The sequence below is a fragment of the Sulfitobacter sp. DSM 110093 genome, from assembly GCF_022788715.1.
Lineage (GTDB): Bacteria > Pseudomonadota > Alphaproteobacteria > Rhodobacterales > Rhodobacteraceae > Sulfitobacter.
In genome coordinates this window covers 788,439-807,712 of the sequence record NZ_CP085167.1, presented here as the reverse complement: position 1 = coordinate 807,712, position 19,274 = coordinate 788,439, and the positions used below count along the sequence as shown (strand labels likewise).

The following is a 19,274-nucleotide window of genomic DNA, read 5'->3' as shown; positions in this document are numbered from 1 at the left end:
CGCAAAAAGGCGACCCCACGGGGTCGCCTTTTCCAATTCATCTTCAAGAATTCAGTGCTTTGCAGCGAAGTCATCGACTTGTCGCTCTGCCTCATCCTTGGCCACACCATAACGTTCTTGGATCTTGCCCACCAACTGCTCGCGGTTGCCGCGGGCTTCGGCGATTTCATCGTCGGTCAGATCGCCCCATTGCGACTTCACGGCGCCGGTCATCTGTTTCCAATTGCCTTCGATACGGTCCCAATTCATTGCAGGTCTCCTTTCATAGGCTGTGAAGATGCGGGATTGTCCCGCTCTTGTGGGTACAACGCTAACGCGAAGCCTGAGTTCCTAAGGATTATCTGTGCAGCGGAAAGGTGCCATACCCTAGAGCAGGAGGCTGAGCGATGTTTAGTTGAACTGTTCCGAGATCAACCGCTCTTCCAATCCGTGACCGGGATCGAACAATATGCGGTGGGTAATCTCTGGGTCAGACGCCACTTCGACCGTCGTTACATCACGGTGTGACTGTCCGTCGGCATCCGCCATAACGGGGCGTTTTTCAGCTTCTTGCACATCGAAACGCACCGTCGCGCGTTTGGGCAACAATGCCCCCCGCCAACGGCGCGGGCGGAAAGCGGCGATGGGGGTCAGGGCCAGCACATCCGACCCAATCGGCAAGATCGGCCCATGTGCGGAATAGTTATAAGCAGTAGAACCCGCAGGCGTGGCCACCAGCGCGCCGTCGCAGACAAGCTCTTCCATCCGCTGCCGCCCATCTATCGTGATCCGCAACTTGGCCGCCTGCGGCCCAGCGCGTAGCAATGATACCTCGTTGATCGCAAGCGCGGTAGAGATGGTGCCGTCAATATGCGTGGCCCGCATGACCAAAGGGTTAATCACCGCCTCTTCGGCAGCGGCAAGTCGGGCCTGCAGGTCCCCTTCGCGGTAGGCGTTCATCAAAAAGCCGATGGTGCCGCGGTTCATCCCATAAACTGGCGCGTCGAGTTCTTGGGTGCTGTGCAACGTATGCAACATGAACCCATCCCCCCCCAAAGCCACAATCACATCGGCCTGACGCATCGACACATCGCCGTATCGGCCGATCAGGGCGGCACGCGCTGTCTGGGCCACGGTGGCGCGGCTGGCCACAAAGGCGATCTTTAGGGACATGTCAGCAAGCTCACTCGGGGCAAAGTTTCCGATCATCGGCGTTTGGGGCCAAAACAATCACATTATTCCGTACGCCACCAGTGGTGACGCACATATCTTGCACATGGTCGGTTTACAGCCTTCACCTTAGGCCGCGTTTCCGATAGGCAACACGCGAAACCAGCCCCAATGAGGATCCCCTGATGTCCGATTTCTTCACCAAATCTCTTGCTGATTCCGATCCGGCGCTTGCCGCTGCGATTGATGCCGAACTGGGCCGCCAGCGCGACGAGATCGAATTGATCGCCAGCGAGAATATCGTCTCTGCTGCGGTGCTTGAGGCGCAGGGCAGCATCATGACCAACAAATACGCCGAAGGCTATCCGGGCCGTCGGTATTATGGCGGATGCGAGCATGTCGACGTGGCCGAGAACCTCGCGATTGAGCGTGCTTGCAAGCTGTTCGACTGCCAATTCGCGAACGTGCAGCCGAATTCGGGCAGCCAAGCGAACCAAGGTGTCTTTACCGCGCTGTTGCAACCCGGCGATACCATTCTGGGCATGAGCCTTGATGCCGGGGGTCACCTGACCCACGGGGCCAAGCCGAACCAATCCGGCAAGTGGTTCAACGCTGTGCAATACGGTGTGCGCAAGCAGGACAACCTGCTGGACTATGATCAAGTCGCCGAACTGGCGGCTGAGCATAAACCCAAGATGATCATCGCCGGCGGCTCCGCCATCCCGCGCCAGATCGACTTTGCCAAGATGCGTGAGATTGCCGACGGCGTAGGGGCCTATCTGTTGGTCGACATGGCGCATTTCGCGGGCCTCGTGGCGGCGGGTGAGCACCCCTCCCCCTTCCCGCATGCGCATGTGGCTACCACCACGACACACAAAACCCTGCGCGGCCCGCGCGGCGGCATGATCCTCACCAATGACGAAGCGATCTCGAAAAAGATCAACTCCGCCATTTTCCCCGGCATTCAGGGCGGCCCCCTGATGCATGTGATCGCGGCCAAGGCCGTGGCCTTTGGCGAAGCGCTGGAGCCCGGCTTCAAAGACTATGCCAAGCAGGTCATCGCCAACGCGCAGGCGCTTTCGGATCAGTTGATCAAAGGTGGGCTAGATACAGTGACCCACGGCACCGACACCCATGTGGTGCTGGTTGATCTGCGCCCTAAGGGTGTCAAAGGCAACGACACCGAGAAGGCTCTGGGCCGGGCGCATATCACCTGCAACAAGAACGGCGTGCCGTTTGATCCGGAAAAGCCGATGGTGACTTCGGGCATCCGTTTGGGCTCCCCTGCTGGGACCACACGTGGCTTTGGCGAAGCCGAATTCCGACAGATCGCGGATTGGATCATCGAAGTGGTCGATGGGCTTGCGGCCAATGGTGCGGATGGCAATGCCGAGGTCGAGGCCAAGGTGAAAGCCGAGGTCGAAGCGCTGTGCCAGCGTTTCCCCATGTATCCGAACCTGTAAGCAATTCGGCCCTCGCAGCAATGCGGGGGCCTTTTTTATGGAATGTCTTTGCCCGGAAACAAGGCGCCCCGCGCCGCCGGGCAGCGCCCGACCGGCCCATGGGCGGGCGCTTTTGCGACGAAACGCACCAAATCACCCTCACATCAAACTTGAGAAATTAAGTGGTATCAACTCCCGTGCTGGTGCCCACCCGCAGTCCGGCGCTGCCCTCTGATGAACTGTCATGCTTCCCCTTGCCGCTCCCCCCTCCCCGCGCCACATTCTTCTGCAAAGGAGAACCGCATGATTATTCACCCTAAAGGCAGCCGCCCCTCTGAACCCGGCCCCGAAGATTACTTCACCGGAGAGGTCGAGATGGCCCCGCTGATCTCGGCCCCCGCTCCTGCACGCCTGCGTGCCGCGACTGTCACCTTCCAACCCGGCGCGCGCACCGCATGGCATGTGCACCCACTGGGCCAGACGCTGGTCGTCACCGAAGGCACAGGCCGCGCCCAGACCGAAGGCAGCCCGATGCAGACGCTTAACAAAGGCGATGTCGTTTGGTTCGGTGCGGGTGAAAAGCACTGGCACGGAGCCGCGCCTGACAGCGCCATGACCCACATTGCAATGCAAGAAGCGCAGGTTGGCGAAGCCGTCGAATGGATGGAAAAAGTGACGGACGAAGACTACGATCCGTCCTAAGCCTTAATGGCGCGGCGGCTTAAACGTAGCCGCGCCACCAAAGCCAGATCACAAAACCCACGATGACCACGAGAATGTTGAAGGCGATCCCTGCCAAGCGATCCAAGATAATCCCGCGCCGCCGGGCTTTAGGATCGATCTTTTTCAAATGGGCCGTAACCCGATTGAATGCCGCCGAAACAGGGGCATCCTCCAATTGACGGGCGATATGGGGATTGGCGACCAGATGTTCGGTCTTGCCCAACAACACGCCATCGCCACGAATGCCGCGCGGCAGTTCCGGCCCGGCACGGTGAAAAGCCTCACGCAGATCGCGGGCTTTGATGCGCAGCCTATCCTCGAACAAGGGGCGCAGCGCCTCGGCGCGGGTGTCGAAATCTTGGCGGTCAATCATGGGCGCATCTAATCGCTCTGGTCCCCGGCCTGCAATGCCCGTAATTTGACCGCATGTTGAATTACACCGAATATGGCGAAGCCGCCGCCGACCGCCCGACCCTGTTCATCGTTCATGGACTATACGGCTCTGGCCGCAACTGGGGTGTCATCGCCAAACGCCTCGCGGACAGCCGCCGCGTGGTGACGGTGGACATGCGCAACCACGGCAGCAGCCCACATCACGACACCCATAGCTATCCCGAGATGGCGCAGGATCTGGCCGAGGTGATCACCCATCTTGGCGGTCCGGTGGACATTTGCGGCCACTCTATGGGCGGCAAGGCGGTGATGATGCTGGCACTCACCCGCCCCGAATTGCTGCGCCGTGTGATCATCGCAGATATCGCCCCCGTCACCTATGGCCACACACAACAGATGTTCATCGACGCCATGCGCGGCGTGGAACTCAGCACGGTCGAGCGCCGTTCGGACGCCGAGGCGCAACTGGCTGACGCCGGGGTTGAACGCGCGTTGCAGAGCTTTTTCACCCAATCGCTCGACGTGCCGGGCAAACGCTGGCGGCTGAACCTTGATACGCTAGAGGCAGAGATGCCCAAGATTATCGGCTGGCCCGAAGATGTCAGCGGTCAGTTTGACGGCTCTACACTTTTTCTATCGGGCGGCGCGTCAGATTACGTGCGCACCGAACACCGTGAGCCGATCAAGGCGCTGTTCCCGCAAGCACGCTTTGCCAAAATTCCCGGCGCGGGCCATTGGCTCCACGCCGAAAAACCCCGCGAGTTCGAGGCGACACTGCGCATTTTCCTTGATACCGAACGTTCCGCCCTGCCAAGCTGATCCAATCAGCCCCCTAGAAGCACTAAAACGCTACCCTTAGCGGTTGAAGCCACAGCGCGACCCTTATTTCTCAGGCCGTCAGGGCCATTCCCCCCTTGCAGCCGCAGCCGCCTTGCCTATAAGGCAGGACAATTTGCAAGCACAGGGGGCCGCCATGCCGAAACGTACCGACATCCAGTCGATCATGATCATTGGTGCGGGGCCGATTGTCATCGGACAAGCCTGCGAGTTTGACTATTCCGGCGCCCAAGCCTGTAAGGCGCTGAAAGAGGAAGGCTACCGCGTCATCCTCGTCAACTCGAACCCGGCCACGATCATGACCGATCCGGGCCTTGCCGATGCGACTTATATCGAGCCCATCACGCCTGAGATCGTCGCCAAAATCATCGAGAAAGAGCGCCCCGACGCGCTGCTGCCAACCATGGGCGGCCAAACCGGGCTGAACACCTCGCTCGCACTCGAAGAGATGGGCGTGCTTGAGAAATTCGGCGTCGAGATGATCGGCGCCAAGCGCGAAGCCATTGAAATGGCCGAAGACCGCAAGCTCTTCCGCGACGCGATGGACCGTCTGGGCATTGAAAACCCCAAAGCCACCATCGTTACCGCCCCCCTGCGCGACGACGGCAAGAAAGACCTCGCCGCAGGTGTGAACCTCGCCCTCGAAGCGTTGGAATACGTCGGCCTGCCCGCGATCATCCGCCCTGCCTTCACCATGGGCGGTACCGGCGGCGGCGTGGCCTATAACCGCGAAGACTACGAATTCTACTGCCGCTCGGGCATGGACGCATCACCGATGGGCCAAATCCTCGTCGATGAATCCCTGCTTGGCTGGAAAGAGTTCGAGATGGAGGTGGTGCGCGACACTGCCGACAACGCGATCATCGTCTGCTCGATCGAGAACATCGACCCGATGGGCGTGCATACCGGCGACAGCATCACCGTGGCCCCGGCCCTGACGCTCACGGACAAAGAATACCAGATCATGCGCAACCACTCGATTGCCGTCCTGCGCGAAATTGGGGTGGAGACTGGCGGCTCCAACGTGCAATGGGCGGTGAACCCCGCCGATGGCCGCATGGTGGTAATCGAGATGAACCCGCGGGTTTCGCGCTCTTCGGCGCTGGCATCCAAGGCGACCGGCTTCCCGATTGCAAAGATTGCCGCAAAGCTCGCCGTGGGCTTTACGCTGGATGAACTCGACAACGACATCACCGGCGTCACGCCCGCATCGTTTGAGCCGTCCATCGACTATGTCGTCACCAAGATCCCCAAATTCGCCTTTGAAAAATTCCCCGGTGCCGAGCCACATCTCACCACAGCGATGAAGTCGGTCGGCGAAGCCATGGCGATTGGCCGCACCATCCACGAGAGCCTGCAAAAAGCGCTGGCATCGATGGAATCGGGACTTACCGGCTTTGACGAAGTTGAGATCACCGGCTTTAACGCCGATCTGCCAAACGACGCGCCCGAGAACACAGCAGCGCTTATCAAGGCGATCACCGCGCAGACACCTGACCGTATGCGCACCATCGCCCAAGCGATGCGCCACGGCATGAATGACGTCGATCTGCACGCGCATACGATGTTCGATCCGTGGTTCCTTGCTCGCATTCGCGAGATCATAGAGGCCGAAGAAGACATTCGCGCCAATGGCTTGCCAGACGATGCCGATGCGGTGCGGATGCTCAAGATGATGGGTTTCACCGATGCCCGCCTCGCCATTCTGACAGATCAAGCCGAAGCAAGCGTCCGCGACGCCCGCATCGCGCTTGGGGTCAAAGCCGTGTTCAAACGGATCGACACCTGCGCCGCCGAATTCGAGGCACAGACCCCCTATATGTATTCCACCTATGAGACCCCGTTGATGGGCGAGGCGGAATGCGAAGCGCGGCCGTCTGACCGCAAAAAGGTCGTCATCCTCGGCGGTGGCCCCAACAGGATCGGTCAGGGCATCGAGTTCGATTATTGCTGCTGCCACGCCTGCTACGCACTCACGGATGCGGGCTATGAGACCATCATGGTCAACTGCAACCCCGAGACGGTCTCGACCGACTATGACACCTCTGACCGCCTCTATTTCGAGCCGCTGACCTTTGAACACGTCATGGAAATCCTGCGCGTCGAGCAGGAAAACGGCACGCTGCACGGCGTCATCGTCCAGTTTGGCGGCCAAACCCCACTAAAGCTTGCCAATGGCCTGCAAGAGGCTGGCATCCCGATCCTTGGCACCACGCCCGACATGATCGACCTGGCCGAAGACCGCGAGCGTTTCCAGCAGCTTGTGCTGAACCTCGGGCTGAAACAGCCACGCAACGGTATTGCCCATTCCGACGCCGAAGCGATGGAAATCGCCAAAGAAATCGGCTTTCCGCTGGTGATCCGCCCTTCCTATGTTCTGGGTGGCCGCGCGATGGAGATTGTGCGCGACCAAGCCAGCCTTGAGCGTTACATCACCAACGCTGTGGTCGTCTCGGGCGACAGTCCCGTTCTGCTCGACAGCTACCTCTCGGGTGCTGTGGAGCTTGACGTCGACGCGCTCTGCGATGGCAAAAACGTCCATGTTGCAGGCATCATGCAGCACATCGAAGAAGCAGGCGTGCACTCTGGTGACAGCGCTTGCTCCTTGCCGCCCTATTCCCTCCCCCGCGAAATCATCGCCGAGGTCGAAGAGCAGACCCGCGCACTGGCGCTGGCACTGAATGTCGTCGGCCTGATGAACATCCAATTCGCGGTCAAAGATGGCGATATCTACCTCATCGAAGTGAACCCCCGCGCCTCGCGCACGGTGCCCTTCGTGGCCAAAGCGACCGACAGCGCCATCGCCTCCATCGCCGCACGGATCATGGCCGGGGAGCCGCTCAGCAACTTCCCCCTACGCGCACCTTATGACGCCTCCGCCGCTTACGAAGACACCCTGCCGCTGGGCGACCCGATGACGCTGGCTGATCCCAACATGCCGTGGTTCTCGGTCAAAGAGGCCGTGCTGCCCTTTGCCCGTTTCCCCGGCGTCGACACGCTGCTGGGGCCTGAAATGCGCTCTACGGGTGAGGTCATGGGCTGGGACCGCGACTTCCCCCGTGCCTTCCTGAAGGCGCAGTTGGGCGCAGGCAACCCGCTGCCGCGTAAGGGCTGTGCATTCCTTTCAGTCAAAGATGCGGACAAGGGCCAAGGCATGCTGGATGCAGCAGAAATCCTGCTTGCCCAAGGCTTTACCCTAATCGGCACGCGCGGCACTGCGGAATGGCTCACCGCGAACGGTCACGCCTGCGATGTAGTGAACAAGGTCTACGAAGGCCGCCCGGACATCACCGATCTGATGAAAGACGGCGATGTGCATCTAGTGATGAACACCACCGAAGGTGCACAGGCCGTCGAAGACAGCAAATCCATCCGCTCCATCGCGCTTTATGACAAGATCCCATATTTCACCACCGCCGCTGGCGCCCATGCCGCCGCTCTGGCGATCAAGGCACAGGCCGAGGATGCGATTGGTGTGAAAGCGCTTCAGGGCTAAGAGAGCGGGGCCGTCCAACGGGCGGCCCTGATACGAAAGTCGCGGAGCCAGCGACATAGATCGGCAGGTTCCGCGCATCGCAGTTTTGCTAATTTTGCTCGGCCGGTATCAGCTAACCGTGCATTCTTCCCAACAAAGCTGCGGCGAAAAGCGCATGCGGGTGGCGTGAGATACACTGACCTCCCTGCCCTCAAGCCCGATTTGCGCGATAGGCTCGTGCATGAATGATGTCTCAACCAACACCAAACGGTCCCCTTCAGCCATAAGCGGCACGCGTTGCCGGGATTCACCCGCGGTGAAATCCTGATTGCCGAGACTATCCAGATCTATCCCGCGCGAGAAATCGACCCGAAGGGTCCGGGCATTGAGATTTGCGCAGTCCCGAACACAGCGCACTTGGGTCACACGCAAAGCAACCTGATAGCCTGTCAAACGTTCGCCGACGGCCTGAAATCCACGCAGATCATCCATGTCAATCGGCGTGGTTTGACGCGAGAGGCTATCTGCGATGACGGCAGTGGCATCCGTCGCCATGCCACGCACGCGAAAGGCGTCTGTAAAGGTCAGCATCGCCATGATCGACCAGACCAAAAGCGGCAGCAACACAAGGAAGGCAATCGTCTGACTGCCCTCTTCGTCATGGTAAAATCGTTGTAGTTTGCCCAAAAGCTTCATCCGCGCGGCTCCGTCACGAAGGCGGTCGTGATCCGCACACCATATTCCCCATCAGACCCTTCGGGCAACTGACGCCCCAACCCCGTTCCCGGCAAAAGCGGATCAAAAAACCGGCAGACCCGCATCATCATCAGGTTGTTCTGCTGGCCGGGTTTATAGTCGTTTGCGGCATCATAATTTTCAGTCCGATCTACGCAGGGCGCGGGCCCCGTCAGATCGGCCCAATCGGCAACGGGCATGGCTTCCATCTGAATCCGGATGCCTTCAAGACAGCCAGCTTGGAAAACAGACCGCTCGCAGATCAGCGTTTTCATGGCCTCATAATTCGGCGCATTTCCCGTGGACAAACGCACGTCCCTCACCGCCAGATTGGTCGCCCGGCGCAGCATGATCTCACGCGCGCTCCACAGGCCAGTCTCAAGCGCAAGAAAGAAGAAGTAGAGCGCAAGGGGAAACAGAATGACGAACTCAATCGTCACGCCCCCGTCCTCTGATTTGCGAAAGCGGTTTTTAAGGAATGCCGGGATCATTTCGTCAACCGCAACATAGAGATAGACGCGGCGATCATGTCGAATGCAGTCTGAATCTCCAGCCCCTCGACGTTGAAATAATGGGTCTCGGAAGAAGCGCAATCTTTCAAAAGGTTAAGCGAGCTTGTGCTGTCGACATCCATGCCGATGGAGTAAATTACGACCCCGGCATCATTGGCCGTATCGCAGATTTGACGCAGCCGACGGTCTTTCTCACCTGCACTGATTGTATTGGTTACATGGTCTCTGAAATATGAGGCGCGGCTTGATGCACCTGAACTTCGCTTAATTCCATATAGGTTGTACCCATAGTAATAGGGTGACATTTCATTCCAGACTTGCGGCCAAGTAAGATCTTCTTCTTCAGCACGCCATGCGTCACCAAAATTCGGATGATCAATTAGCCTGTAATCGCTCCAGATTCGGTCATAAGAAGAGGAATGGGTGGCGTAGAAATACCTTTCGGGATAAGGGCGCTCCCCATCATTCTCATAGTAGGTCTCAGGAGAATCCACAGTATAGTAGTCTGTGTTCCTTACACGGGTACGCGTGACTCCCGATGAACCGGAGGTATAGCTGGGGTGAAGTCGGTACTCCTCACGGTTTTCACCGTCCGTCATCAGCACCAGAACTTTCATACTGTTTTCTTCGTCGTAGGCGTGTGGGCGTCCACGAAATTCGGACTCAATTTGACCGGAAGTGACCAGATTCCCAACTGGAACCTGCGCGGAAGGATCAAGCAGGGCCAGCCCCCACTTGGCTCCCATATCAATTGATGTCGAGCCCAACGCGGTGAGAGCGGAAATTTGGGATTGCAACTCACGCACAGAACTGGACAGCGGCGTAATCGGAAAACCGGCATCAAATCGGCAGACCCACTGCCCTGCAGTAGGATAGTAAGTTGACATTGCTCCTATCAAAAAATGCCCTGTGCGCTGGAGCTCTTGGCTTGTGCTCAGTCCCAATCGAGTGAAATCGTCCGCATCGAAATCAACACAATCCGAATAGGCGTGTTCCCCTGTTACAGAATACTGGCTAAGCAGTTCCTCTCCCGCGTTCACTTTGGTCGAGTAAGGAATGATCGAGATCGAGACGCGCCCTTCTTCGGAATCGCTCAGAATGGTCTCAACAAAATCGCTGGCTGCGTTCTTGAGAAGATCAAGTTTGATCCCACTCCGGTCGCTGGTCCGTTCCCCCATTGAGCCAGAAACGTCGAGTACCAGCGAAATTTCAATATCTTCCACCCGTTCTGTCGCTTCGGAGCTGATCGTCATGCCAAGCGTCTCGATGTCGAAGAAGCGAAAGAAATAGGTATTTAGCCCCGCAGGCAAAGAGGCCTCGACCGTCCGCCCCACCAGAATACCGCCAATTCTCTCTTCACTTGTATCGATTTCAACTTCACTTGGGTCCAACCCCGCCGACAAAAGATAGCTGCGCACCACCTCTTCAGCGTCAAGCTCTTGCGACAGGCTCGCCGCGGCCAGAACCGCATTGTCGAGATGGGTTTGAAAGGTGGTCCGCGTCCGCTCGTGGTTCGCCAGATCAACCGCGAGTCCGCCAAAGATCGTTATGCCGAAAAAAATCGCAAGCATAAGGATCAGCATGCCGCCGCTCTCATCATTGCGAAAATGCTTAATCCGCCTGATAAGCATAGTTGTTTTAGCGCTGCGCCTCATGCCATCCCTCGTCTACGGAGGTTAAGATCGTAGAGTTTTGTGCTCTATGCGTTACGAAATCCGGCGCAACAGGGCCCGCATTATCGTCGCCGAATTCTTCGGCTCTAGGGCATAACTCGTAATATCATCGAATAATTAATGATCGTTAATGTCCGATGACTGCGCCCTATCGGTTGCATAGTCAAGACGGGGCGGCCGCGACTGCGCGATCAAAATCGTAACTGTAGCGGCATTCCCACGCCGGGTCTGTCAAAGCCGTGGCAAGTCTGATGTAGTTTCGCTAAAATGGACACTTACACCAGTTCAGACCGCCTATACCTTGGCGTGACGACCATGCAGATGCCCCTTGCAAAACTTTCGGGGCTGCTCAGCTTTAGTAGACCAGCCATGCCGTTGGTGAGAAAGGGACAACAGCGATGTATCAAGCCGCCATCACCGGTACGGGCGTTTTCACGCCCCATCAAACCATCACCAATGCCGAACTGGTCGAAGCGTTTAACGCCTATGCGGACCTCTACAACGCCGAGAATGCCAAGGCGATTGAGGCTGGTACAGTTGAAGCCAAAGCACATTCTTCGGAAGAGTTTATCGTCAAGGCCAGCGGGATCGAGCAGCGCTATGTGATGGACAAATCCGGCATTCTCGACCCCAATATCATGCACCCCTTCTTGCGGCAGCGCCGGGACGAGGAACCCTCGTTGATGGCCGAAATGGCCATTGACGCCGCGCAAAAGGCGCTTGCCGCTGCGGGCAAAACCGCCGCCGATGTAGATGCAGTAATCTGTGCCGCCTCAAATCTAGAGCGCGCCTATCCCGCCGTGGCGATCGAAATTCAGGACCTACTCGGGGTCAAGGGCTTTGCTTTTGACATGAACGTTGCCTGCTCTTCGGCCACCTTCGGCATCCAAGCTGCGGCGGATATGATCCGCTCCGGCTCCATCCGCTCCGCCTTGGTGGTGAACCCTGAGATTTGCTCAGCCCACCTCGAATGGCGCGACCGGGATTGCCATTTCATCTTTGGGGATGTCGCTACTGCCACCTTGCTGGAACGCGCCGAGGATACCAACGGCCCCTGTTTTGACGTTATCTCAACGCGCTGCGCCACCGAGTATTCCAACAACATCCGCAACAACAACGGCTTCCTCCGTCGGTCCCGTCCCGACGGGCTGAGCGACCGGCGCGATATGCAGTTCATGCAGAATGGTCGCAAAGTGTTTAAGGAAGTGTTGCCCATGGTGGCCGAACATATCGGCGGGCATATGGCCGACAACGGATTGGAACCCTCAGATCTGAAACGCATTTGGCTGCATCAGGCGAACAAATCGATGAATGATTTCATCGGGCGCAAGGTGCTGGGCCGGGAGCCAGAGGCGGGCGAACAGCCCAACATTCTGCAAGACTACGCCAATACCTCGTCCGCAGGGTCAATCATCGCTTTTGCCAAGAATTCTGACGATCTGAAGGATGGCGACACCGGGCTAATCTGCTCTTTCGGCGCGGGATATTCCGTGGGGTCGGTCATCGTCAAAAAGCGCGGTTAACGCGCCCCACCCAGCCCATGAGATCGGGCGGGGTTTGCATCTTGATCCGCTGTCATGGGCGGCGTAACACCCTGCCCATGGCAAAGCTCTACTTCAACTACTCCACCATGAACGCTGGCAAATCCACGGTGCTGCTGCAGGCGGCACACAACTATGTGGAGCGCGGCATGGTCCCCTATCTGCTGACCGCGCAGTTCGACAATCGCGCTGGCGAAGGGCGTATCGCCTCGCGCATCGGCATCGGGCAAGAGGCCGACACTTTCGCCCCGGGCGAAGACCTTCTGGCCAAGATCGAAAGCCGGCTAGAGCAGGGCCCCTGCGCCTGTATCTTTGTTGATGAAGCGCAGTTTCTTGAGGTTGAACAGGTCTGGCAACTAGCCCGCGCGGTGGATGATCTGGGCGTGCCGATCATGTGTTTTGGGCTACGGGTCGATTTCCGAGGGGAGCTTTTTCCCGGTTCTGCCACCCTTCTGGCGCTGGCCGATGAGATGCGCGAAGTGCGCACCATCTGCCACTGCGGAAAAAAGGCCACGATGGTCGTGCGCCGAGACGCGGAAGGGCAAGCCATGCGCGACGGCGCGCAAGTGCAGATCGGCGGCAATGAGACCTATATCTCGCTCTGCCGCAAACACTGGCGCGCCGCCGTCGGGGATGGCTAAACCCGGTTCGGCGGGGTCTCTCCGTCGACAAAGGCTTGTAGATTGGCCACTGCCATCAGCCCCATATCAACGCGCACCTCATGCGCCGCCGTACCCAGATGCGGCAGTAGCACAGCATTGTCCAGATCGCGCAGCGCCTGCGGCACCGTGGGCTCGAACTCATAGACATCCAGACCCGCGCCGCCGATCTTCCCCGCTTGAAGGGCGTCAATCAACGCCGTTTCCTGCACCACATCGCCGCGGGCGATGTTGATCAGATGCGCATGGGGCTGCATCGCCCCGAGCACGGTTTCATCAATCAAATGCCGCGTCTCGCCTCCGCCCGGTACGGCAACGACCAATACGTCGACGGACCCGGCCAATTCGGGCAGGCTTTCGACACGGGTGGCCGGGAAATCGAGGTCTTTCTCACTGCGGTTAAAATAGCTGACCTGCATGTCGAACCCATAGTGGCAGCGCCGTGCGATGGCCTGACCGATCCGGCCCATGCCGACGATCCCGACCCGTTTACTGGTCAGGTGCAGGCCCAGCATCTGCGTTGGGTGCCACCCCTCCCACCCGCCGGAACGGACCAGCCGCTCCCCTTCGGCGGCGCGGCGTGCGGACATCAGCATAAGCGTCATGGCGATATCTGCCGTCGCATCGGTGACCGCCCCGGGCGTGTTGGTAACCTCTATCCCCGCCGCGCGGGCCGCAGCCGCGTCGATATGATTATAGCCGACGCCAAAATTGGCGAGGATTTTACAGCGCGGGTCGGGCACATCGGCAAAAACCTCGGCCGAGAAAGCATCCCCCAAGGTCGGCATCACCCCGTCATAGTCGCGCAGCGCCGCACGCATTTCCTCGGCCGAAAGCGGCGCGGTTTCCTCGCGTACGGTCACTTCGCAGCCTTTCAGCGCTTCGGTGACTTCCTTGGGCAAAGGTCTGGCAATCAATATCTTTTTCAATGCATCCGCCCTCCTTCGGGCACTTTTTGATCGGGCGACAACAGCACGATCTCTCCGTCCTTATCCGGCAAGCCAAGCACCAGCACTTCGGACATGAAAGGCCCGATCTGGCGCACGGGGAAGTTCACCACGGCCACAACCTGCCGCCCCAACAGCGTTTCGGGTGTATAATGCGCCGTGATCTGGGCAGAGGTCTTACGCTCCCCGATCTCAGCGCCGAAATCCACCCAGAGTTTGATCGCCGGTTTGCGCGCCTCCGGGAAAGCTTCGGCCCGGGTCACGGTGCCGACGCGAATGTCGACCTTGAGAAAATCGTCAAAAGTGATCTCAGCCATTGGCCAACTCCCGCGATCTGTCAGCGGCGGCGGCCACGGCGCGTTTCAGCAAGGGCGGGAAGCCCTCGGCCTCATCCATCAGCACCTCAAGCGCCGCTTGGGTGGTGCCATTTGGGCTGGTCACATTGACGCGAAGCTGGCTCGGGTCTTCTTCGGCCTGCAACGCCAATGCCCCGGCCCCGGCGACTGTCGCTTTGGCCAATTGCATGGCCAATTCGTCGGGCAACCCTTGGGCCACCCCGGCGGCGGCCAGGCATTCAATCATGTGAAAAACATAGGCTGGGCCAGAGCCACTGACCCCCGTGACTGCGTCGATCTGCGCCTCGTCGGTCAGGCGGACGACTTCACCCACGGCGCTTAGGAGGGTCTCGGCCTCATCCAATGACCGGCTTCCTGCTTTGGCATTGCCGACAATGGCGGTGATCCCTTGAGAAATGGCTGCGGGGGTGTTGGGCATGGCCCGCACAATCGGTGTATCGGCTCCGAGGACGCCTTCGAAATAGCCAATAGTGGTGCCCGCGGCGACGCTTACGAACAGTGTTTCGCCATTGCCCATCGCCCGAAGCGTCGGCAGCGCATCCGCCATCATCTGCGGTTTCACTGCCACCAGCACGACGGCAGGCGCAGCAGGCAGATTGGCGTTTAGGTTCACGCCAGTGCTTTGCAGCCAGTCTGACGGCTTGGGGTCACGAACCCAGACCGAGCTTGCGGGCAGTCCCTTTGCCAGCCAGCCTTCCAACATGGCCGATCCCATCTTGCCGCAGCCCAGCAAAACTAGGCCATCACGTGCAACTCTGCCGTCTTTCATCGTCATCCCCCGAAGTTGTTCGGGGACTTTGTTACGCCCGGCCGTAAGCCTCTGCAATGGCGACATCCATCGCGGCCTTGGGGGTTTGATCGCCCCAGACGAGCAATTGCAGCGCGGGGTAGTAGCGTTCGGCGCTCATGACGGCGGCACCGATCATTGTATCAATCTGCTCTGGCCCCGCGACCTGCCCACCGGCCAGTACCAAGCCGTAGCGGTAGACCATCAACTGCTGATCCGGCCAGAAACTGAACGCCCCTGCCCAGCATTGATCGTTGACGAGGTTTAACAATTCGTAAAGCTGCGGCAGTTTTTCGGCAGGCGGCTCCATCTCAAAGGTGCAAATCAGGCGCAGGGTTTCGTCATAGGCCGACCATGCCAACGTGATGGAATAGGTCCGCCACTGCCCCTCGACAGCCATGGCAATCTGATCATCCGCGACGCGGTCAAAATCCCAATCGTGATGGGCTGCGAGATTTTCAACGATATCAATGGGGTGAATGTCTTCTTCAAGGTAATGCTCGGACAGGGCCATTTCGCCACCTCTCAATCTGTTCCATAGGGTGGGCCGGGGCGCCACCAGCCATGGAAGCCTGCACAAATAGGCGTGTAGGTTTACCTCGCCTATACAATATATGGTGCTTCCAGCGGACCATTCTGGCAACCTTTTTCTTGGGGATAACCACAAATCATAGGGGATAACCGCAATAACTTGTGGGTAAGTCGCGGAAAACGTCTAGAATTTGGAAGGGCATGCGGGCCCGGCCCAGATATGGGCCTCAGGCTACCGGAAGGATCACCGCCCCACGCAGGGGCAGCAGATCAATTTTTGGGTGGTGGTTGAGAGCTCAGCCCTTGGCTTCCAGCTTGTCGAGCCGGGTTTTAAGCGCTTCGTTCTCTTCGCGGGCCTTCTGCGCCATGGCGCGCACAGCGTCAAATTCCTCACGGGTGACGAAATCGCGATCGGCCAACCACCGGTCAAGCATGCCTTTCATGGCAGTCTCGGCCTCGTCTTTAGCACCTTGGGCCACGCCCATCGCATTTGTCATCATTTGTGAAACGTCGTCGAAAAACTTGTTACGGGTCTGCATGTCTGGCCTCCGGAGGTTTGTTAGCCCCTATATGGGGCGCGAAGCCCTTACTCGCAAGGTTGACTTCCCCGCGCGGCCTTGCTCAATCAGCGACATGATAGCCATGCTCCCCTTCCCCGATATCGCGCCGGAAATCTTTTCGGTTAACCTGTTTGGTGCCACCTTCGCGCTGCGGTGGTATGCGCTGGCCTATATCGTGGGCATCCTGCTGGGCTGGCGCGTGGCCACTGCGGCAGTCAAACGGCCCCAACTGTGGCGGAATGACACGCCCGTCATGAAGCACGGTCAGGTCGAAGATCTGCTCTTTTGGGTCATCTTTGGCGTGATCCTCGGCGGGCGGTTGGGCTATGTGCTGTTTTATCAACCAACCTATTACCTGTCGAACCCCGCCGCCATCTTGCAACTTTGGGAAGGCGGTATGTCTTTCCACGGCGGTGCGCTTGGGGTCATTCTGGCCGGGCTTTTTTATACATGGAAACACCGCATCCCCGTAATCTCAACCGGGGATATGGTCTGCTTGGGGTTGGCACCGGGGCTGTTTTTGGGGCGGCTGGCGAATTTCATCAACGCCGAGCTTTGGGGGCGGCCGACTGATCTGCCGTGGGGTGTCGCCTTCCCCGGTGAGGCCGCGCAGTTCTGCCCGGACGTGGCGGGCATCTGCGCGCGCCACCCTTCGCAACTTTACGAAGCGTTGCTGGAGGGGCTGCTCTTGGGCGGTGTGCTGATCTGGATGGCATGGAAACGTGGTGCGCTGAAGATGCCGGGCCTGATTGGCGGCACCTTCCTTGCGGGCTATGGCGCGGCACGCTTCGCGGTTGAGTTCCTGCGCCAACCGGATGCGCAATTCGTGACGCCGGGCAACCCGCTGGGGCTGGCGTGGCATATCGGCGGCTGGGGGCTGACCATGGGGCAAATCCTGTCGCTGCCAATGATCGCCGTTGGCATCTTTCTAATTATCCGGGCGCGGCGGCAGGCATGAGCCTGAAGGATCTTCTGCTGGCGCGGATCGCGCTGGAAGGGCCGATGAGGGTAGACGACTATATGCAGTCCTGTCTGCTGCATCCCGACTGGGGCTACTACACGACACGCGCACCCTTTGGCGCGCAGGGCGACTTTATCACAGCGCCTGAAATCAGCCAGATGTTTGGCGAGTTGATCGGCCTCTCCTTGGCGCAAAGCTGGCTGGATCAAGGTGCGCCTGCGCCTTTCACGCTGGCCGAACTTGGGCCGGGGCGCGGCACACTGATGGCCGACGTGCTGCGTGCCTGCGCGCGCGTCCCGGGTTTTCTAGCCGCCGCACAGGTAACATTGATTGAAGCCTCCCCCGCCTTGCGAGACGTGCAACGCGAGACATTGGTCGGCCATGAAGTCACGCACCTTGATACCGTGGCCGAACTGCCCGAAGCGCCTCTCTTTCTTATCGCAAACGAATTCTTCGACGTGCTGCCAATCCGCCAATTCATCCGCCATGGCGCAGGCTGGGCAGAGCGGCGCATCGGGGCGACGGATGCTGAGCTTACATTTGGCCTTGCCCCGGTGGCGCCACAGCCAGCCCTCGCGCATCGGCTGGAGGATACCAAAGACGGTGATCTGGTCGAACTATGCGCCCCGGCATCGAAAGTCATGAATGAGATCGGCCGCCGCATCGCAGACCACGGCGGCGCGGGGCTGATCATCGATTATGGCGATTGGCGCGCACTTGGCGACACGCTGCAAGCGTTAGAGAACCACGCCCCCGCCGCGCCGCTGACCAACCCCGGCAAGGCAGACCTTACCGCACATGTCGATTTCGAAGCGCTCGCGGGCGCTTGCCCGTGCCGCTATAGCCGCGTCGTGACCCAAGGAGTTTTTCTAGAGCGTTTGGGCATCACGGCCCGCGCGCAAAAATTGGCCGAACCGCTGAACGGAGAGGCGCTTAACAGCCACATTGCCGCACATCGACGGTTGACGCACCCGGCGGAAATGGGAAACCTGTTCAAAGTGATGGGGCTCTATCCGAAGGGTCAGACCCCGCCCCCTGGAACAGAAGCATGACACTCGAAATTCTCACCTCAGATGCCCTTGCCCCCCTGCGACATGGTTTTTTCACCCGACGCGGCGGTGCGTCCTCTGGGGTCTTTGCCGGGCTGAACTGCGGCAGCGGCAGTTCTGACCAATCTGAGATCGTGCGCATCAACCGCGCCCGTGCGGCCGAAGCGATGGGACTGCCTGCGGATCATCTGGTGGGGGTGCATCAGGTGCATTCCGCCACCGTCGTCACCGTGACAGAACCCCATGAGGATAAACCCCGCGCCGATGCATTGGTGACCAACACGCCGGGCATCGCGCTTTCGATTCTGACCGCGGATTGCCAGCCAGTGCTCTTTGCAGATGCGCAAGCCGGTGTCGTCGGTGCGGCCCATGCTGGCTGGCGCGGCGCGCTTGATGGGATACTTGAGGCGACCGTTGACGCGATGGTCGATCTGGGCGCCAAGCGCGAAAAGATCACGGCCGTCATCGGCCCCTCCATCAGCCAACGCGCCTATGAGGTTGGGCCGGAGTTTCTAGACAGTTTCATGAACACCGACCCCGAGTTCGCCCGCTATTTTGCGCAGGGCGAAGGCGACCGGCTGCATTTTGACCTGCCGGGCTTTGGCCTAAACCGTTTGCGCGCGGCAGGTGTCGGTCATGCAGAGTGGACGCGGCACTGCACCTATGCCGATCCGGGGCGATTCTACTCCTATCGCCGCACCACCCATGCCAAGGAAGCGGACTATGGCCGCTTGCTCGCGGCGATCACGCTCTGAACAGGGCGGGATTGGGGCAGAGCGCGTCAGTTTTACGCCCCATTAGCGCCGAACAATTCGAAACAATCGCTGTAAAGTTGGCGAATTGTCCACGGGTAACTTTGCAAGTAACTGAAATTAAATAGATTTAAAAATACGGCATGGGCGCCACATTGCCGCGTGCCCTATCTAAGATTTTCCGCAAGTTTC

At 59.1% G+C, this 19,274-nt stretch carries 20 protein-coding genes; 9 read left to right on the top strand and 11 right to left on the bottom strand.

Going from position 1 to position 19,274, the window contains the following annotated elements:
- Positions 1-51: 51 nt before the first annotated feature.
- Positions 52-249 (bottom strand): CsbD family protein, encoded by a 198-nt coding sequence (locus DSM110093_RS03895; RefSeq protein ID WP_243266775.1) that lies wholly within the window; start codon positions 247-249, stop codon positions 52-54.
- 141 nt (positions 250-390) lie between these two features.
- Positions 391-1,152, bottom strand: a complete 762-nt coding sequence (locus tag DSM110093_RS03890) for an NAD kinase (RefSeq protein ID WP_243266774.1) — start codon at positions 1,150-1,152, stop codon at positions 391-393.
- Positions 1,153-1,334: 182 nt separating this feature from the next.
- Here DSM110093_RS03890 and glyA point away from each other — a divergent pair, with 182 nt between their 5' ends.
- The gene (gene glyA / locus DSM110093_RS03885) at positions 1,335-2,612 is read left to right on the top strand and encodes a serine hydroxymethyltransferase (RefSeq protein WP_243266773.1); all 1,278 of its coding nucleotides are present in this window, start codon (positions 1,335-1,337) and stop codon (positions 2,610-2,612) included.
- A gap of 282 nt (positions 2,613-2,894) precedes the next feature.
- Entirely contained in the window at positions 2,895-3,293 is a 399-nt protein-coding gene (locus DSM110093_RS03880; RefSeq protein ID WP_243266772.1) for a cupin domain-containing protein, read from the top strand.
- 19 nt (positions 3,294-3,312) lie between these two features.
- Here DSM110093_RS03880 and DSM110093_RS03875 read toward each other — a convergent pair whose 3' ends face one another.
- Positions 3,313-3,687: a hypothetical protein gene (locus DSM110093_RS03875; RefSeq protein ID WP_243266771.1), complete on the bottom strand. Its 375-nt coding sequence runs from the start codon at positions 3,685-3,687 to the stop codon at positions 3,313-3,315.
- A gap of 53 nt (positions 3,688-3,740) precedes the next feature.
- Here DSM110093_RS03875 and DSM110093_RS03870 point away from each other — a divergent pair, with 53 nt between their 5' ends.
- On the top strand, positions 3,741-4,526 hold the full coding sequence (locus tag DSM110093_RS03870) for an alpha/beta fold hydrolase (protein ID WP_243266770.1): 786 nt from the start codon (positions 3,741-3,743) through the stop codon (positions 4,524-4,526).
- Positions 4,527-4,680: 154 nt separating this feature from the next.
- Positions 4,681-8,040, top strand: coding sequence for a carbamoyl-phosphate synthase large subunit (gene carB, locus DSM110093_RS03865; protein WP_243266769.1), 3,360 nt, complete (start codon positions 4,681-4,683; stop codon positions 8,038-8,040).
- Between the two features lie 108 nt (positions 8,041-8,148).
- On the opposite strand, the gene DSM110093_RS03860 is transcribed toward carB, so the two are convergent.
- From DSM110093_RS03860 to DSM110093_RS03850, 3 genes are read right to left on the bottom strand one after another with little or no spacing between them, the layout of a single operon-like run.
- Positions 8,149-8,715 carry a hypothetical protein gene (locus DSM110093_RS03860; RefSeq protein WP_243266768.1) on the bottom strand — a complete coding sequence of 189 codons (567 nt, stop codon included), beginning with the start codon at positions 8,713-8,715 and terminating at the stop codon, positions 8,149-8,151.
- The gene (locus tag DSM110093_RS03855) at positions 8,712-9,245 is read right to left on the bottom strand and encodes a TadE/TadG family type IV pilus assembly protein (RefSeq protein ID WP_243266767.1); all 534 of its coding nucleotides are present in this window, start codon (positions 9,243-9,245) and stop codon (positions 8,712-8,714) included. The genes DSM110093_RS03860 and DSM110093_RS03855 overlap by 4 nt, the downstream gene beginning before the upstream one ends.
- Complete coding sequence (locus tag DSM110093_RS03850) at positions 9,242-10,921, bottom strand: Tad domain-containing protein (RefSeq protein WP_243266766.1); 1,680 nt, start codon at positions 10,919-10,921, stop codon at positions 9,242-9,244. The genes DSM110093_RS03855 and DSM110093_RS03850 overlap by 4 nt, the downstream gene beginning before the upstream one ends.
- Positions 10,922-11,337: 416 nt before the next feature.
- Here DSM110093_RS03850 and DSM110093_RS03845 point away from each other — a divergent pair, with 416 nt between their 5' ends.
- Together DSM110093_RS03845 and DSM110093_RS03840 are read left to right on the top strand one after the other, a co-directional pair.
- Complete coding sequence (locus tag DSM110093_RS03845) at positions 11,338-12,462, top strand: beta-ketoacyl-ACP synthase III (protein WP_243266765.1); 1,125 nt, start codon at positions 11,338-11,340, stop codon at positions 12,460-12,462.
- Positions 12,463-12,539: 77 nt separating this feature from the next.
- Positions 12,540-13,121, top strand: a complete 582-nt coding sequence (locus tag DSM110093_RS03840; RefSeq protein WP_243266764.1) for a thymidine kinase — start codon at positions 12,540-12,542, stop codon at positions 13,119-13,121.
- Here the strand turns inward: DSM110093_RS03840 and DSM110093_RS03835 are convergent.
- The 5 genes from DSM110093_RS03835 to DSM110093_RS03815 form a co-directional block, all read right to left on the bottom strand.
- On the bottom strand, positions 13,118-14,068 hold the full coding sequence (locus tag DSM110093_RS03835) for a D-glycerate dehydrogenase (RefSeq protein WP_243266763.1): 951 nt from the start codon (positions 14,066-14,068) through the stop codon (positions 13,118-13,120). The two genes, DSM110093_RS03840 and DSM110093_RS03835, sit on opposite strands and share 4 nt — an antisense overlap.
- Positions 14,065-14,403, bottom strand: a complete 339-nt coding sequence (locus tag DSM110093_RS03830) for a tRNA-binding protein (protein WP_243266762.1) — start codon at positions 14,401-14,403, stop codon at positions 14,065-14,067. The genes DSM110093_RS03835 and DSM110093_RS03830 overlap by 4 nt, the downstream gene beginning before the upstream one ends.
- Entirely contained in the window at positions 14,396-15,211 is an 816-nt protein-coding gene (gene proC / locus DSM110093_RS03825; protein WP_243266761.1) for a pyrroline-5-carboxylate reductase, read from the bottom strand. The genes DSM110093_RS03830 and proC overlap by 8 nt, the downstream gene beginning before the upstream one ends.
- Positions 15,212-15,242: 31 nt before the next feature.
- The gene (locus DSM110093_RS03820) at positions 15,243-15,743 is read right to left on the bottom strand and encodes a YbjN domain-containing protein (protein WP_243266760.1); all 501 of its coding nucleotides are present in this window, start codon (positions 15,741-15,743) and stop codon (positions 15,243-15,245) included.
- A gap of 313 nt (positions 15,744-16,056) precedes the next feature.
- Entirely contained in the window at positions 16,057-16,299 is a 243-nt protein-coding gene (locus DSM110093_RS03815) for an accessory factor UbiK family protein (protein WP_243266759.1), read from the bottom strand.
- Between the two features lie 94 nt (positions 16,300-16,393).
- On the opposite strand from DSM110093_RS03815, the gene lgt reads away from it, so the two are divergent.
- Genes lgt through pgeF form a run of 3 tightly spaced genes read left to right on the top strand, consistent with a single transcriptional unit; the run spans position 16,394 to position 19,085 of the window.
- On the top strand, positions 16,394-17,278 hold the full coding sequence (gene lgt / locus DSM110093_RS03810; RefSeq protein ID WP_243266758.1) for a prolipoprotein diacylglyceryl transferase: 885 nt from the start codon (positions 16,394-16,396) through the stop codon (positions 17,276-17,278).
- Positions 17,275-18,333 (top strand): SAM-dependent methyltransferase, encoded by a 1,059-nt coding sequence (locus DSM110093_RS03805; protein WP_243266757.1) that lies wholly within the window; start codon positions 17,275-17,277, stop codon positions 18,331-18,333. The genes lgt and DSM110093_RS03805 overlap by 4 nt, the downstream gene beginning before the upstream one ends.
- Complete coding sequence (gene pgeF, locus DSM110093_RS03800) at positions 18,330-19,085, top strand: peptidoglycan editing factor PgeF (protein ID WP_243266756.1); 756 nt, start codon at positions 18,330-18,332, stop codon at positions 19,083-19,085. Before DSM110093_RS03805 ends, pgeF begins: the two co-directional genes overlap by 4 nt.
- Positions 19,086-19,274: the final 189 nt, after the last annotated feature.

Bases quoted from the DNA above. Each gene is read 5' to 3' on its own strand.
- DSM110093_RS03895 (WP_243266775.1), bottom strand. From the start codon at position 249: ATGAATTGGGACCGTATCGAAGGCAATTGGAAACAGATGACCGGCGCC.
- DSM110093_RS03890 (WP_243266774.1), bottom strand. From the start codon at position 1,152: ATGTCCCTAAAGATCGCCTTTGTGGCCAGCCGCGCCACCGTGGCCCAG.
- glyA (WP_243266773.1), top strand. From the start codon at position 1,335: ATGTCCGATTTCTTCACCAAATCTCTTGCTGATTCCGATCCGGCGCTT.
- DSM110093_RS03880 (WP_243266772.1), top strand. From the start codon at position 2,895: ATGATTATTCACCCTAAAGGCAGCCGCCCCTCTGAACCCGGCCCCGAA.
- DSM110093_RS03875 (WP_243266771.1), bottom strand. From the start codon at position 3,687: ATGATTGACCGCCAAGATTTCGACACCCGCGCCGAGGCGCTGCGCCCC.
- DSM110093_RS03870 (WP_243266770.1), top strand. From the start codon at position 3,741: ATGTTGAATTACACCGAATATGGCGAAGCCGCCGCCGACCGCCCGACC.
- carB (WP_243266769.1), top strand. From the start codon at position 4,681: ATGCCGAAACGTACCGACATCCAGTCGATCATGATCATTGGTGCGGGG.
- DSM110093_RS03860 (WP_243266768.1), bottom strand. From the start codon at position 8,715: ATGAAGCTTTTGGGCAAACTACAACGATTTTACCATGACGAAGAGGGC.
- DSM110093_RS03855 (WP_243266767.1), bottom strand. From the start codon at position 9,245: ATGATCCCGGCATTCCTTAAAAACCGCTTTCGCAAATCAGAGGACGGG.
- DSM110093_RS03850 (WP_243266766.1), bottom strand. From the start codon at position 10,921: ATGAGGCGCAGCGCTAAAACAACTATGCTTATCAGGCGGATTAAGCAT.
- DSM110093_RS03845 (WP_243266765.1), top strand. From the start codon at position 11,338: ATGTATCAAGCCGCCATCACCGGTACGGGCGTTTTCACGCCCCATCAA.
- DSM110093_RS03840 (WP_243266764.1), top strand. From the start codon at position 12,540: ATGGCAAAGCTCTACTTCAACTACTCCACCATGAACGCTGGCAAATCC.
- DSM110093_RS03830 (WP_243266762.1), bottom strand. From the start codon at position 14,403: ATGGCTGAGATCACTTTTGACGATTTTCTCAAGGTCGACATTCGCGTC.
- proC (WP_243266761.1), bottom strand. From the start codon at position 15,211: ATGAAAGACGGCAGAGTTGCACGTGATGGCCTAGTTTTGCTGGGCTGC.
- DSM110093_RS03820 (WP_243266760.1), bottom strand. From the start codon at position 15,743: ATGGCCCTGTCCGAGCATTACCTTGAAGAAGACATTCACCCCATTGAT.
- DSM110093_RS03815 (WP_243266759.1), bottom strand. From the start codon at position 16,299: ATGCAGACCCGTAACAAGTTTTTCGACGACGTTTCACAAATGATGACA.
- lgt (WP_243266758.1), top strand. From the start codon at position 16,394: ATGATAGCCATGCTCCCCTTCCCCGATATCGCGCCGGAAATCTTTTCG.
- DSM110093_RS03805 (WP_243266757.1), top strand. From the start codon at position 17,275: ATGAGCCTGAAGGATCTTCTGCTGGCGCGGATCGCGCTGGAAGGGCCG.
- pgeF (WP_243266756.1), top strand. From the start codon at position 18,330: ATGACACTCGAAATTCTCACCTCAGATGCCCTTGCCCCCCTGCGACAT.